We start from the raw sequence: 12,838 nt of genomic DNA, 5'->3' as shown, positions 1-12,838 counted from the left end.
TGCGCAGGGCGCAACGGGTTGAGCGTTTTATCGGTTAGCGGTGAGAGAACATCGGCTGGCCGGCCTGTTCGAGGTCCGCCACCAGGATCGTGCCGGTGGAGGCGTCGGTGATGAACAGCTGCTTGTTGTCCTGACCGCCGAAGGCCAGGTTTGTCAGGGTTCGGCCCTCGGTGCATGAGCGGATCCGGTACAGCGGGACCGCGTGGGGGTCGAACACCCAGACGCAGGCATTGCCGGCATCGCAGACGTAGAGGTTACCCTGCACGTCCAGCGCCATGCCGTCAGCGCCGCTGACGCCACCGGCCATCGCGGTGAAAATCCCGACCTTGCTTGTGCCGCCGTCTCGCTGGATGGGCAGGCGCCAGACAGCGTTGCCGCGGGTCATGGCGACAAACAATGCGTTCTGCGCCAGATCCATGACCAGGCCATTGGGGCTGGGGCCGTTGTTGATCAGCAGCGTGAGGCGGTCTTTCTCCAGGTCGTAGGCAAACACCCGCCCTGTCGGGTCCTGCTGTCCTGTCTGCCCTTGATCGGTGAAATACAGCGTGCCGTCGGCGTCGAAAAACAAGTCGTTCACGCCCTTGAAGCCTTCGCTGCGGCTATGGGTGAGGAAGGGGGTGACGGCGCCACGCTGGGGGTCCAGCAGCACAATTCCACGTTTGTAGTCGGCAATGAAGATCCGACCGTCCCGGTGGATTTTCAGGCCGTTGGGCCAGCCGTCGTACTCGGCGACCAGTGACCAGTCGCCGCCGGCGTCGATGCGGAACACCCGGCCGTAAGGGATATCGGTGACATAGAGGTTGCCATGGCGGTCGAAGGAGGGGCCTTCCAGAAAACTTTTGACCTTCTGCCCGGGTTTATTGGCGCGCACCCAGTCGGAGTCTCCGTCTCGGCAGAACCGTTCTGGCAACCGGGTGAACACACGCGTGGGCAGATCACGGGGTGGGGGGTAAAGGCTCACAGATTCATCTCCTGCATGGCGAAGTCACCGGCGAACCCATTCTCCGGGTACGCAAAGCTTCTCGGTCTGTTGTTTTTGTTCTGCCTGATAGAACTATGTGTTTTCAGATAGAACAAATGTCGACGCAATTTCGCCCAGTGTCAACCCGGCAAATCAGCAAATGTCCACGGGTTTTGTCGACAGATCTCAACGGTTAGCCATCTTCACTTGTCCTGATGGACCGGCATTGACACGACAAAATGTTGCGCCCATTATTTATTTCAGAACTGCGTTCTGACAGACAGAACAAAATAACAATCAGCCGGGAGAAACGGCGATGAACCCTAAAAATGACATCGATATTCTGATCAGCGAGGTTGGCCCGCGCGATGGGTTGCAGAGCGTCAGCACGACGATGCCGACCGAGCTGAAGCTCATGTGGCTGACGGCCTTGGCGGACTCCGGACTCCGGGAAATCGAAATCGGCTCCTTTGTCTCGCCCAAACTGCTCCCGCAAATGGCCGATGCCGCGCAGCTCGTCGCCCATATGCGCCAAAGGCCAGAGGTGTTCGTCACCGCGCTGGTCCCTAATCTCAAAGGCGCTCAAGCGGCCTTCAGTGCCGGCGTGCAGAAAATCACGATGCCTGTCTCCGTGAGTGAACCGCACTCACTGGCCAACATTCGCAAGACCCACGAGCAAGTCTACGAAGAGGTGCGTACGGTCATCGCGCTTCGCAACGCCCAATTCCCCCACGTAGAGGTTGAGGCCGGGTTGTCGACCGTGTTCGGCTGCACGATCCAGGGGGAAGTGCCCGAAGATGATGTGATCCGTATGGCCTTGCGCATGGCCGAGCTGGGTGTCGATGAAGTCGGTCTGGCCGATACGGTCGGCTATGCCAATCCGACCCAGGTTCGCAGCGTGTTCACGCGGCTGCGCAATGAAATAGGGTCCAAAGCGGGCAGCGCGCATTTTCATAACACCCGGGGCCAGGGCCTGGCGAACGTGGTCGCGGCCCTTGAAGCAGGTGTCACTACCATTGATGCGTCACAAGGCGGTATCGGCGGATGCCCTTACGCGCCGGGGGCCTCCGGCAACATTGTCACGGAAGACCTGGTTTACCTGCTCGAATCCATGGGGCTGCGCACGGGTGTCGACATCGACAAACTGGTGGCCGCACGGGCGTGGCTCAAGCAAGGACTGCCCGGCGAGCCGCTGTATGGCTTCATTCCGGACGCCGGTGTCGGTAAGAACTTTCACTACGCCGGGGGTGCACGATGAGCACGCAGAATCCGAATACCCAGGACTTGCCACTGGCAGGCGTACGCGTCATCGAGTTCGTGCACATGGTCATGGGGCCGACCTGCGGACTGGTCCTGGCCGATCTGGGCGCAGAGGTCATCAAGATAGAACCTACGCCGCAAGGCGATAACACCCGCCGTCTGACCGGTTCCGGCGCCGGCTACTGGATGACCTACAACCGCAACAAGAAAAGCTTCGCCGTGGATATCAAGACCGAGGAAGGGATGGCCGCGGTGCGCAAGCTGATAGAAAGCGCGGACGTGGTCACCGAGAACTTTCGCCCGGGTGCGATGGAGAAACTCGGGCTGGGCTACGAGCAGGTCAAGGCGATCAACCCCGATGTGATCTACAGCTCCATGAAAGGGTTTTTGCCCGGGCCGTATGAACATCGCACGGCGCTGGATGAGGTGGTCCAGATGATGACCGGCCTGGCCTACATGACGGGCCCGGAAGGACGTCCGTTGCGGGCAGGGGCGTCGGTCAACGATGTCATGGGGGGCATGTTCAGCGCCATCTCCATCCTCGCCGCCCTGTGGCAGCGCAAGGCGACCGGCGAAGGCCAGTTCGTTCAGACCGGGCTGTTCGAGAACTCGGCGTTTCTGGTCGGCCAGCACATGATGCAAATGGCGACTACGGGCAAACCGGCTGCGCCGATGCCCAGTCGCCTGTCGGCGTGGGCCATCTATGACGTGTTCACCACTTTGAACGACGAGCAGGTGTTCATGGGCGTCGTGAGCGACAACCAGTGGGTCAGCTTCTGCGCCGTGTTCGGGTTTGAAGAACTCGGCAGTGATCCGGCGCTTGCCAGCAATATCCAGCGCGTTCACGCACGCGCAAAGATCCTGCCGGTGGTCAAAGCGCGGCTGGTCGCCCTCAGCAAGCAGGATGTCATGCAGATGTGCGAGCAGGCCGGCTTGCCGTTCTCACCTATCCAGCGGCCGCAGGATCTGTTCGAAGACCGCCATCTCAATGAGTCCGGTGGGCTGGCTCATCTTGAACTGGAGAACGGCGACGCCGTGAAAGTACCGATGCTCCCGTTCGAGATGAACGGGCATCGTTTCGACACGCGCCTCAACGTTCCTTCACTGGGTAGCCACTCGCAAGAACTGCTTCAGGAAATGGGCTATGGGGCAGGCGATATCGATGCGCTCCGTGGTCGAGGGATTGTTCGCTAGTAGATGCCAGGCAGGCTTTCTGAACCCTGTTGCTGACGGGTTTTTCCACCGTCAGCTTATAAAAATAAAAGTCGAGGAAAAGGTCATGGCTACTGTCACGACATCTCAGGAACAACCCACACCGGCGACAGCGCTGACGCTCAATGCGGAGCAGACCCGGGTCTTGCACAAGGCGGCGTGGCGCCTGATACCGCTGTTGGCACTGGCATATTTTTTCAACTACCTGGACCGTACCAGCGTGGGTTACGCCGCCCTGCAGATGACCGATCAGCTCGGCCTGACGGCCACTCAATTCGGGCTCGGTGCCGGGATCATGTTCTTTGGCTACTGCCTGTGCGAGGTGCCGAGCAACCTGGCGATGTATCGCTTCGGCGCGCGCTTGTGGATGTCCAGGATCATGATCACCTGGGGGCTGGCAGCGGCAGCCACGGCGTTAGTGGTCGGGCCGTACAGCTTCTACGCCGTCAGGCTGATCCTGGGCATTGCCGAGGCGGGCTTCTTCCCCGGGGTGATTTTCTTTCTGACGTTGTGGTTTCCGGCTCAGTACCGCACCCGCGTGCTGGCGTGGTTCACCGTGGCAACCCCGATCTCCTTCCTCGTCGGTGGCCCGCTGTCTGTCTGGCTGCTGCAGATGCATGGTTTTCTGGGGCTGGCGGGCTGGCAGTGGATGTTCATCATTGAGGGCGTGCCGGCCTGCATCCTGGGGCTGATCACGTTCAAGGTGTTGACCAACCATCCTGCTGAAGCAACGTGGTTGTCACCCCAGGAGCGTACGACCCTGACCGATATGCTCGCCGACGAGCAAAGCAAGGGCGATCACAGTCATGGTTTCAGGGCCGCCCTGAAGGATCCGCGGGTGTGGATTCTCAGCTCCATCACCTTCAGTTTCACCCTCGGATCGTACGGCATCGGGATCTGGTTGCCGCAGATGCTCAAGGCCCATGGCGTTGAACTCAGCATGATCGGCTGGGTGGCCGCCATTCCGTACTTCTTCGCGACGGTCGGCCTGCTGGTCTGGGCCAAATACGTGGACCGCACGGGTAAAGGCATACTGAATCTCACGCTCGCCATGCTGTTGGCCGGGGTGGCGTTGATTTTTGCGTTGCAGATGGATGCGCTAATACCTGCGCTGGTCGGGATCACGTTCGCGTTGGTGGGGACGATTGCCGGCAAGACGATCTTCTACACCCTGCCGGGCAAGTTTCTGCGCGGGCAGGCAGCGGCGGGCGGTATCGCCTTGATCAATTCCATTGGCGCGTTCGGCGGTTTTGTAGGGCCGTACCTGATGGGCTTCTTGAAGGACTACACCGGCTCGTTCACCGCCGGACTGATGGTCATGGGCTGCATCATGTTCATTGCAGCCGCCATGGTGGTCTCGTTAAGGCTGTTCCTGCGCGAACAGTGACGCACTGGTTCTCACACCCCTCAACGGGTATCTTGAGCCCACTATAGTTGTCGTGCCGACACCCGGCGGCGTTCCAGTCGCCGGGGTCAATGGTCGCCCCGACTTGACATTGAGTGGCTATGAAAACCGATCCCGAATCCAGCATCTCCGAGCAATCCCACAGCGGCGAAGGCGGCGTCGCCGCCGTTGATCGTGCCTTCGCAATACTGTCCGCGTTCCAGGCAGAGCAGAGCAGTCTGAGCCTGGCTGAACTGGCCAGACGCACGGGGCTTTATAAAAGTACGATCCTGCGCCTGATAATGTCGTTGGAAAAAGCCGGGTTCGTCCGCCGTCTGAGCGATGGCAACTATTCTGTGGGGCCTGAACCGCTGCGGTTGTCCCAGCTTTATCAAGCGTCGTTTCGTCTGCGCGACGTCATCCATCCCCTGTTGGAGTCGATCGCCGAGGAAAGCGGAGAGACCTCCTCTTTCTATGTGCTGGAGAACGGCAGCAGGGTGGTGTTATTTCGCGTCGAGCCCAAGCGAGCAGTTCGTGTGTCAGTGCTCGAAGGCGCGCGTTTCCCGCTCAACGCCGGCGCTTCGGGGAAAATCCTGCGTGCCTTTTCGCGCCAGCCAGACGTCGCGCTGACTGACATACGTGAGCAGTTCTGGGCCAGTTCCATCGGTGAGCGCGACCCGGAAACCACGGCTGTTTCCGTGCCGGTCTTTTCGACGGGCTACGAACTCAAGGGCGCATTGACGCTTTCCGGGCCCTCCGACCGATTGCTCAAAGAACACCTCCATCATGCAGCGTCCATTCTGTTGCGCCACGCCGCCATGGCGACCAGCGCCCTGGGCGGGAGCAATGTCGAGCTGCGCCATGCGCTGAGCCGACTCAACCCGTGACTGGGAAAGAGGGCGGGGCACCGAGGGGGCAGGGCAGTGGCCCCATCGGCTCCAGTTCGCGGATGAGGTCAATGAGCAGACGAAGACCGACTGGCACCTGTCTGAAGCTTGAGTAATAGATGTGAAAACCCGGGTCGTGGTGAGTCCAGTCCTCCAGGACGCGCTGCAGGGTGCCTTCGGCGATCTGTCGTTCCACGACCGCCGCCGGTACGTACATCAAGCCGGCCCCACGCATCGCCATCGCGAGACCGACGCGGGTTTCATCGATGGTGATGGCGCCGGGCACGTCGATTTCCATCTGTTGATCCTCTTTCGAGAATTGCCAGTGGTAAATGCGGGCGTTGCCCAAGCGCACGCGCAAGCAACGATGTCGGTGCAGATCGTCCGGATGTTTCGGGGTACCGAACCGCGCCAGGTAATCAGGCGCTCCCACAACGGCCCAGGCGACATCGGGAGAAAGTCGTTGAGCGATCATGTCTTCGGGCACCGTCCCACCAAAACGAATGCCCGCATCATGCCCGTCGCCGATGATGTCGACCATGCGATTGGTCACGGTGACGTCGACCTCGATATCCGGATAGCGATTGACAAACACCGGCAGGACGGGGCCCAGCAGCAGTTTTGCGCCGTCGCTCAAGACGTTCAGACGGATACGCCCGGCGGGCTCGTTGCGCAGGCGGTTCAGGGTCTCCAGCGCTTGTCCGATATCGTTGACCGGAGCGCTGATGAGCCCCTGCAGCTCTTCGCCAGCGGCCGTGAGGGTCACGCTGCGCGTGGTGCGATTGAGCAGCCGAACGCCAAGCCGCGTCTCAAGTCCTTTCATGGCATGGCTGAGCGCTGAGGCGCTGATTCCCAACTCTTGACCGGCCTTTCTGAAGCTTTGTTGCCGCGCGATGGCGAGGAAATAAACAATGTCTGCCAAATTGGTGCGGCTGAGCTGCATGGATGACTCCAAAACCACGTCAATGAAGGGTAATCAGCCCAGAGCGGGCAACTGGTCGATGAGTTTATCGAGCGTGATGGGGTAATCGCGAACCCTTATGCCCGTCGCGTTATAAACCGCGTTGGCAATCGCCGCTGCCGCGCCGGATATGCCGAGCTCGCCGACACCTTTGGCTTTGAGAGGCGTCGCGTAGGGGTCTGGTTCATCCAGGAAAATCACCTCCTGATGGGGGATATCGGCGTGCACCGGCACTTCGTAGCCCGCCAGATCGTGATTGACGAAGAAACCCAGTCGAGTGTCCACAACCATTTCTTCCATCAGCGCAGCACCGGCGCCCATGGTCATGCCCCCGATGATCTGACTGCGGGCTGTCTTGGGGTTGAGTATTCGGCCCGCTGCGCACACGGCCAACTGCCGGCGAATGCGGATTTCCCCTGTGGCGGCATGGACACCCACCTCGACAAAATGCGCGCCAAAGGTCTGCTGAGCGTATTGTTTTGCCAAGTCACCGAACTCCATCGTGTCTTGTGCCACCAGGTCGCCGTCCACCGCAGCGTCTGCCAGTGGGCGGTTGTTTAATCCGTCACGAACGTGGCCATCGATGAATTCGGCGCTCGTCGGATCTAATCCCAACCGGGTCGCGATGGCTTCCCTGAGTTTCACACAGGCAGCGTAGACGCCGGCGGTGGATGAGGCGGCTCCCCATTGCCCGCCGGAACCCGAAGACTCCGGGAACCATGAATCCCCCAGGTGGACGGTCACCTTATCCATGTCGACGCCGAGCATCTCCGCCGCGGTCTGGGCAATGATGGTGTAAGAGCCGGTGCCGATGTCGGTCATGTCGGTTTCGACAGTGATCATACCGTTGCGATCCAGCCGAACCCGAGCAGCCGACTTTGTCGTGGGTGCGCCCCGAATCGCAGACGCCATCCCGACGCCGACCCACCAGCCGTCATGCAATTCCTGAGCGGGATGGGGGTTACGCCGAGCCCAGCCAAAATGATCGGCGCCGGTGTTCAGGCACTCTATTAACTGGCGCTGAGAAAACCGGCGATCAGGTTGTTCCGGGTCGACCTGGGTGTCGTTGATGACGCGAAACTTCACAGGGTCGATCCCCAATTTCTCAGCCATTTCGTCCATGGCGATTTCCAGCGCCATCATGCCTGGCGCCTCACCCGGCGCGCGCATGGCACTGCCTTCGGCCAGGTCCAGTTGGGCAAGGTACAAGCGGGTCATACGGTTGGCGCCCGCATACAACGTCCGGGTCGATGCAGTGGCGGCTTCAGTCCGGCCGCCGCGCAAATTGCCGGACCAGCTCTCGTGGCCGATGGCGGTGAGTGTGCCATCCGGATTGGCGCCGAGCCTTATTCGTTGAATCGTCGCGGGCCTGTGGGTCAGGTTGTTGAACATGAGCGGGCGGGGGAGTGCGACCTTGACCGGGCGCCCGGCTTCTCTGGCTGCCAAAGCCGCCAGTACGGCGTCGCACAGGATGGTGCCTTTTCCACCGAAGCCGCCGCCGATGTAGGGCGAGATCAGGTGAATGTTGTCTTTAGGAATACCCAGCGTTTTAGCCAGGTCCCTGACACCCCAGTTGATCTGCTGGATGGAAGTCCAGAGCGTCAGCTTGTCGCCCTGCCACTGAGCAAGGGTCGCGTGGGGCTCCATCATCGCGTGGGCGTGATCCGGGGTGGTGTAGTGGCCTTCGAGCGTGAACGGAGCCTGCCGGAACGCGTTGTCGAAATCCCCGATCGAGGTCTGTGGAGGAGGGCCGAACGCACCTGGCGCGGGCGTCGTGGCCGACTGTCGCTGCGCTGCCAGATCGAAAGCGCCAGGCTCTCTGACATAGGAGATCCGGAGCAAAGCCGAAGCAGCCCTGGCTTGTTCGAACGTGTGTGCGACGATGATGGCAACTGCCTGGTGATAGTGATCGACCGTGGGGCCGGCCAGCGCGCGATCAACGTAAAATTCGCCCCGGTCCAGTGGACCTGCGTTCTCATGGGTGACAATTGCGATAACGCCGCTGGCCTGGCGTGCGTCGCTCGAATCAATCGAGGAGATCCGCCCCTTGCTGATGGCTGAACCCACGATATAGCCGTAGGCCGGGGGGCTGACAGCGGCCTGCTGTTCGTAAGCGTAGGTCGCCGTGCCGGTCGTCTTCAGCTTGCCTTCAACGCGATCCTTGGGTTGACCGATCACCTTCATTTGATCGATGGGATTGGTACTCGCAGGCGTATCAAACTTCATGAGGCTTACTCGTGGTCAATCGTGGGATTAGCGCCAGCCAGCTTATGGCTTGCTGCATCGTTCGCGCCCGTCAGAAAGGTAAGCTGGGCGAGTTATGCCGGGATTTGTTAACCGGGGACTGCTGACTGCTCCTAGTGGCAGCCTAAGGCAACGGTATACGGCTGTTAACCCACGATCTCATAATGAATCCATGAGGGTCGCTCAGCAATCGCGGGCAGCTTGGGCACCAAACAGACGCGGCTGCGATTCAACGCTCACGCTCATACCTGCTTTATTTTCTTTCCCGAACGCATTACATCACCGTCGGTCATACTGCATAGCACAGTGCCACTAATGCCCAGTTAGTATGCTGCCCCCACGACCTGTGATGAATAATGTCCCCCAAAGCCATCTCCTTCGCCAAGCGCATCTACCTGCCTAGAGTTCTGGGGTCAGCGGTCGGGTTTTGTGCAGTCGCGGCCGTTCTGTTTACCGTACCGACGCCAGCCTGGGTGTGGGTGCTTCTGATATTTCACGCGTTTGCCTGGCCGCACGTGGCTTACCTTCTAGCGCGACGGGTGGCGGTGCCTTTCCAAGAAAATGCAGCACAGCAGCATTGAAAAAATCTGGGTCCTGAATGAAGGCGAAGTGACTGACATTGGGCAAGATCAGCAGTCCTGCGTGGGGGATGGTGGAAGCAACATATTCAAGGTGATCACGCTTGATGGCTTCATCATGATCGCCGTCAACGATCAGGATCGGTGAGCTGATTTTCTTCAGGTCGGCATCGGTCCAGTTTGGCTGGCTGGCCCACATGTGGCTGATCTGCTCTACGAAGGCGTCGTAATCCCTGGGCGTCGGTGACAGGTGTGCGTATTCCTTGCCGGCACGCTCGATGAAAGCGGCGAAATTCGGATTTTTATCAACGTTGTCCTTCACCCCGGAAGTCAACGTGTTGGGGGCGAAAGCAAACACCTTTCCGATGCGTTTCGGGTATCGGATCGCTAGGTCCAGACCGATGATTGCGCCGTCGCTCCAGCCCACAATGTCTGCGCGCGGGATCTTCAACGTGTCCAGCACGGCAACCACATCATCGCTCATCAATTCATAGCCGAAGGGCTGTGAATCTCTGGAGCTGCGGCCATGGCCCCGGCTGTCGAGGGTGATCACTGTGTGTTTTGCAGCCAGCGCCTGGACCTGCCTGCCCCAGTAATCGGAGTTCGACAAACCGCCGTGCAGCAACACCACCGGCGAGCCATGTCCGCTGATGGCGTAGTAGATTTTTACAGCGTTGACCGCAGCGTATCCTGTTTTGGCGCCGGTTACCGGGGCGGGAGTCGGAGGTAGGGTTTCCCAGCGTTCGACTGCGTTTGCGGCGGCAGAAAGCAGGAGGCAAAACAGGGCAAAGATTAAATGGCGCGGCATGGCATGTCCTTGCTAGAAGCGATGATAGGGCCTCAAAGCATCGCCGATGACTCATGCCCGTTGCTACCAGAATGAAAGCATAAGGCTATGCCCAACGGTTATTTTCGCCGCGAAGGTTGAACCGATCCCCAAAGCCCGTTCCGACTACCGCTCACGGCCTGCCGACGCGGTACTGGTAGCCCGAATGGGTTGTTGCCAATCCTGGCCCTTTTCCCAATAGCTTCTCACGCAGGGTCCCCGGCGTGTAGGCAGCCTTGTAAGCGCTACGTTTCTGCAGTTCGGGTACGAGCAGTTCAACGATGTTTTTGAAAGTCCGGGTGGACTCGACATAGGCCAGATTGAAGCCATCGATGCCGGTGTCGTCCATCCAGCTCTGCAACGCATCGGCGACTTCCTGCGGATTACCCGCGACGACAGGGCCTCGCCCGCCTAGCGCAACAAACTCCACAGCATCTTTGACGGTCCAGACGTGTGTAGGGTCGAGCTTGCTGAAGGAGGCGAGGGCTGATTGTCCGGCTTCGGTGTCGACATAGGTCAGCGTGTCCCCCGGCGCATAGCGAGACAGATCGATGCCTGTCCAGCCGGACAGCAACGCCCGGGCACCTTCGTAACTGATCCGGCCTTGCAGCTGGGCCAGACGTTGCGCCGCAAGAAGGCTGGTGGGTTCAACGATGACCGTAAACATGGCGAAGAAGCGCACGCTGTCGGCAGGTCGACCCTGCGCTGCAAGCGCCAGACGCAATTGGTCGACACTGCGTTTGAGGCCGTTGCGCGTTGGCGCGCCGACGAAGATGCATTCGGCGTGCGTCGCCGCGAAGGCTTGCCCTCTGCGTGACCCTCCCGCCTGAAACAACAGCGGCGTGCGCTGCGGCGACGGTTCGCACTGGTAGACGCCTTCGCTTCGGTAGTAGGGGCCGTTGTGCTGGATGCGATGGACTTTCCCAGGGGCTGCATACTGTCCCGCGTCGCGGTCGATCTGCACCGCGCTGTCTTCCCAGCTGCCTTCCCACAGTTTGTAGCACAGCGTCAGGTAGTCGTCGGCGCGCTCGTAACGATCGTCGTGGCCGACCTGTGCATCAAGCCCCAGACTGCGTGCGCCACTCTCCAGATAAGACGTCACGATGTTCCAAGCCACGCGGCCACGTGTCAGGTGATCGAGGGTGGTTAATCGCCGCGCGAGCAAGTAGGGCGGCTCATAGGTCGCCGACGCGGTGATGCCAAACCCTAGATGAGTGGTGACCTGGGACATCAGTGGTATCAAAGGAAACGGATCATTCATCGGCACCTGCGCGGCATTGCGCAGCGCAGGCTCGGCCGATTGCGAATCTACGTCGTAAACCCCCAGCACATCCCCCAGAAACAGCGCGTCAAACAGACCGCGCTCCAGCAAACGAGCCAGCTCAGCCCAGTAATCGGGGTCCAGATAACGAACCGAGTCATCGCCGGCGGCGGTCCATTGACCGGGAGCCAGGTGTCCGACGCAGTTCATCATGAAGGCATTGAAGCGGATCTCTTTGCTCATGGGTTTTCCCTGGCGCCTGACACCGGCAATCGTGGCAGGCGCGTTCACTCAATAGTGCTTGGCGGCCTGCTGGTCCGCCCACTGCAGATCGATCCAGCTTTGGTCTTTGGGCACCTCAGGCAGATTGCCCAGATCGACCTGGGTTTGCAGCGCGTCTTGCAACGCCTTGGGCTCGACCGCAACCGATTCTGCGAACACGCCGTCGCTGATCAGACGCAGCACTGAGGCGCGTACCACGGCAGCGTCCAGATTGGGGAACAGTTTCAGGCCGCTGGCGACTGCCGCCTCAGGATCGTTATGAATGGCTTTGAGCGCGCGATCGATGCCGCTGACCAATTTGTGCGACACCTGCGGATCGATGTCCTTGCGGGTGGAAATCGCCGAGAAGGTGTAGGGACCCATCTGTTTGGAAAAGGCCGCCACGACCTTGTAGCCCTGGGCTTCGGCCTGGGACGCGCCGGGTTCATAGAGCACGGCGCAGTCGGCCTGGCCGGAACTGAGCGGACCGATCTCGTTACCCATCGGAACTTCCAGCAGCTTGATGTCTTTCTTCGGGTTCAACCCGGCCTGCTGCACCAGCCGCAGGAATGCCGAGGTGCTGGTGGTGGGCATAGTGCCGGTGGAGATAGTCTTGCCCGCCAGGCTGGCAAAGCCGTTGAACGGCAAGTCGGCCTTACAGGTCAGCCACACGCCTAGACGATTGAGGGTGCCGCCGATGATTTTCACTGGAGCGCCCCGGCTAAAGGAAATGGCTGTCCACTCAGGGCCGTGCAGGGAAAAGTCGGCGCTGCGCGAGATCACCGAGGCCAGTGCATTGGTCGAAGACGATGCGACATCGATGCGCACATTCAGGCCTTCGTCCTTGAAGTAACCGTGCTCCTCGGCGAAATACACCGGCAGGTAAAACACGGATTTGAATGCTGCGGAGACCACGGTCTGGTCTTCGGCGAAGGCGCTCAAGGACAATGAAGAGGCCAGGGCCAGAGTTGCCAGTTGAGCAGGCAGGGACAATTTCATGCTG

10 protein-coding genes and 1 pseudogene are annotated in these 12,838 nt (G+C 60.2%); 5 read left to right on the top strand and 6 right to left on the bottom strand.

Features of this window, described 5'->3' with window-relative positions:
* Positions 1-34: 34 nt before the first annotated feature.
* A complete protein-coding gene (locus tag ABQX22_RS05595; protein ID WP_349797331.1) occupies positions 35-961 on the bottom strand; it encodes an SMP-30/gluconolactonase/LRE family protein in 927 nt (308 codons plus the stop codon).
* Positions 962-1,277: 316 nt separating this feature from the next.
* On the opposite strand from ABQX22_RS05595, the gene ABQX22_RS05590 reads away from it, so the two are divergent.
* The 4 genes from ABQX22_RS05590 to ABQX22_RS05575 all read left to right on the top strand — a co-directional run bounded on the left by ABQX22_RS05590 (position 1,278) and on the right by ABQX22_RS05575 (position 5,704).
* Positions 1,278-2,219 carry a hydroxymethylglutaryl-CoA lyase gene (locus ABQX22_RS05590; protein ID WP_349797329.1) on the top strand — a complete coding sequence of 314 codons (942 nt, stop codon included), beginning with the start codon at positions 1,278-1,280 and terminating at the stop codon, positions 2,217-2,219.
* On the top strand, positions 2,216-3,415 hold the full coding sequence (locus ABQX22_RS05585) for a CaiB/BaiF CoA transferase family protein (protein WP_349797327.1): 1,200 nt from the start codon (positions 2,216-2,218) through the stop codon (positions 3,413-3,415). Before ABQX22_RS05590 ends, ABQX22_RS05585 begins: the two co-directional genes overlap by 4 nt.
* 85 nt (positions 3,416-3,500) lie before the next feature.
* Positions 3,501-4,820 carry an MFS transporter gene (locus ABQX22_RS05580; RefSeq protein ID WP_349797325.1) on the top strand — a complete coding sequence of 440 codons (1,320 nt, stop codon included), beginning with the start codon at positions 3,501-3,503 and terminating at the stop codon, positions 4,818-4,820.
* A 119-nt stretch (positions 4,821-4,939) separates the two neighbouring features.
* Complete coding sequence (locus ABQX22_RS05575) at positions 4,940-5,704, top strand: IclR family transcriptional regulator (protein ID WP_349797323.1); 765 nt, start codon at positions 4,940-4,942, stop codon at positions 5,702-5,704.
* Here the strand turns inward: ABQX22_RS05575 and ABQX22_RS05570 are convergent.
* Entirely contained in the window at positions 5,694-6,647 is a 954-nt protein-coding gene (locus ABQX22_RS05570) for a LysR family transcriptional regulator (protein WP_349797321.1), read from the bottom strand. The genes ABQX22_RS05575 and ABQX22_RS05570 overlap by 11 nt on opposite strands.
* A gap of 33 nt (positions 6,648-6,680) precedes the next feature.
* Positions 6,681-8,891: an aldehyde oxidoreductase molybdenum-binding subunit PaoC gene (gene paoC, locus ABQX22_RS05565; RefSeq protein ID WP_349797319.1), complete on the bottom strand. Its 2,211-nt coding sequence runs from the start codon at positions 8,889-8,891 to the stop codon at positions 6,681-6,683.
* A gap of 374 nt (positions 8,892-9,265) precedes the next feature.
* Between paoC and ABQX22_RS26890 the strand changes: the two are divergent.
* Positions 9,266-9,403: pseudogene (locus tag ABQX22_RS26890) on the top strand (MASE2 domain-containing protein); the annotation flags it as partial.
* Here the strand turns inward: ABQX22_RS26890 and ABQX22_RS05560 are convergent.
* From ABQX22_RS05560 to ABQX22_RS05550, 3 genes are all read right to left on the bottom strand, one after another.
* Positions 9,360-10,295, bottom strand: a complete 936-nt coding sequence (locus tag ABQX22_RS05560) for an alpha/beta fold hydrolase (protein WP_349797317.1) — start codon at positions 10,293-10,295, stop codon at positions 9,360-9,362. The pseudogene ABQX22_RS26890 and the gene ABQX22_RS05560 overlap by 44 nt on opposite strands.
* Positions 10,296-10,446: 151 nt before the next feature.
* Positions 10,447-11,817 (bottom strand): LLM class flavin-dependent oxidoreductase, encoded by a 1,371-nt coding sequence (locus ABQX22_RS05555; protein WP_349797315.1) that lies wholly within the window; start codon positions 11,815-11,817, stop codon positions 10,447-10,449.
* A 48-nt stretch (positions 11,818-11,865) separates the two neighbouring features.
* Complete coding sequence (locus ABQX22_RS05550; RefSeq protein ID WP_349797313.1) at positions 11,866-12,834, bottom strand: ABC transporter substrate-binding protein; 969 nt, start codon at positions 12,832-12,834, stop codon at positions 11,866-11,868.
* Positions 12,835-12,838 lie beyond the last annotated feature (4 nt).

The sequence above is a fragment of the Xanthomonas sp. WHRI 1810A genome (assembly GCF_040202885.1).
In the GTDB taxonomy this organism is placed as follows: domain Bacteria; phylum Pseudomonadota; class Gammaproteobacteria; order Pseudomonadales; family Pseudomonadaceae; genus Aquipseudomonas.
The sequence above is the reverse complement of the archived record's forward strand: the minus strand, read 5'-3'. Positions and strand labels throughout refer to the sequence as shown.

Excerpts from the sequence above, each read along its gene's own strand:
- ABQX22_RS05590 (WP_349797329.1), top strand. The coding sequence starts at position 1,278 with ATGAACCCTAAAAATGACATCGATATTCTGATCAGCGAGGTTGGCCCG.
- ABQX22_RS05585 (WP_349797327.1), top strand. The coding sequence starts at position 2,216 with ATGAGCACGCAGAATCCGAATACCCAGGACTTGCCACTGGCAGGCGTA.
- ABQX22_RS05580 (WP_349797325.1), top strand. The coding sequence starts at position 3,501 with ATGGCTACTGTCACGACATCTCAGGAACAACCCACACCGGCGACAGCG.
- ABQX22_RS05575 (WP_349797323.1), top strand. The coding sequence starts at position 4,940 with ATGAAAACCGATCCCGAATCCAGCATCTCCGAGCAATCCCACAGCGGC.
- ABQX22_RS05570 (WP_349797321.1), bottom strand. The coding sequence starts at position 6,647 with ATGCAGCTCAGCCGCACCAATTTGGCAGACATTGTTTATTTCCTCGCC.
- paoC (WP_349797319.1), bottom strand. The coding sequence starts at position 8,891 with ATGAAGTTTGATACGCCTGCGAGTACCAATCCCATCGATCAAATGAAG.
- ABQX22_RS05560 (WP_349797317.1), bottom strand. The coding sequence starts at position 10,295 with ATGCCGCGCCATTTAATCTTTGCCCTGTTTTGCCTCCTGCTTTCTGCC.
- ABQX22_RS05555 (WP_349797315.1), bottom strand. The coding sequence starts at position 11,817 with ATGAGCAAAGAGATCCGCTTCAATGCCTTCATGATGAACTGCGTCGGA.
- ABQX22_RS05550 (WP_349797313.1), bottom strand. The coding sequence starts at position 12,834 with ATGAAATTGTCCCTGCCTGCTCAACTGGCAACTCTGGCCCTGGCCTCT.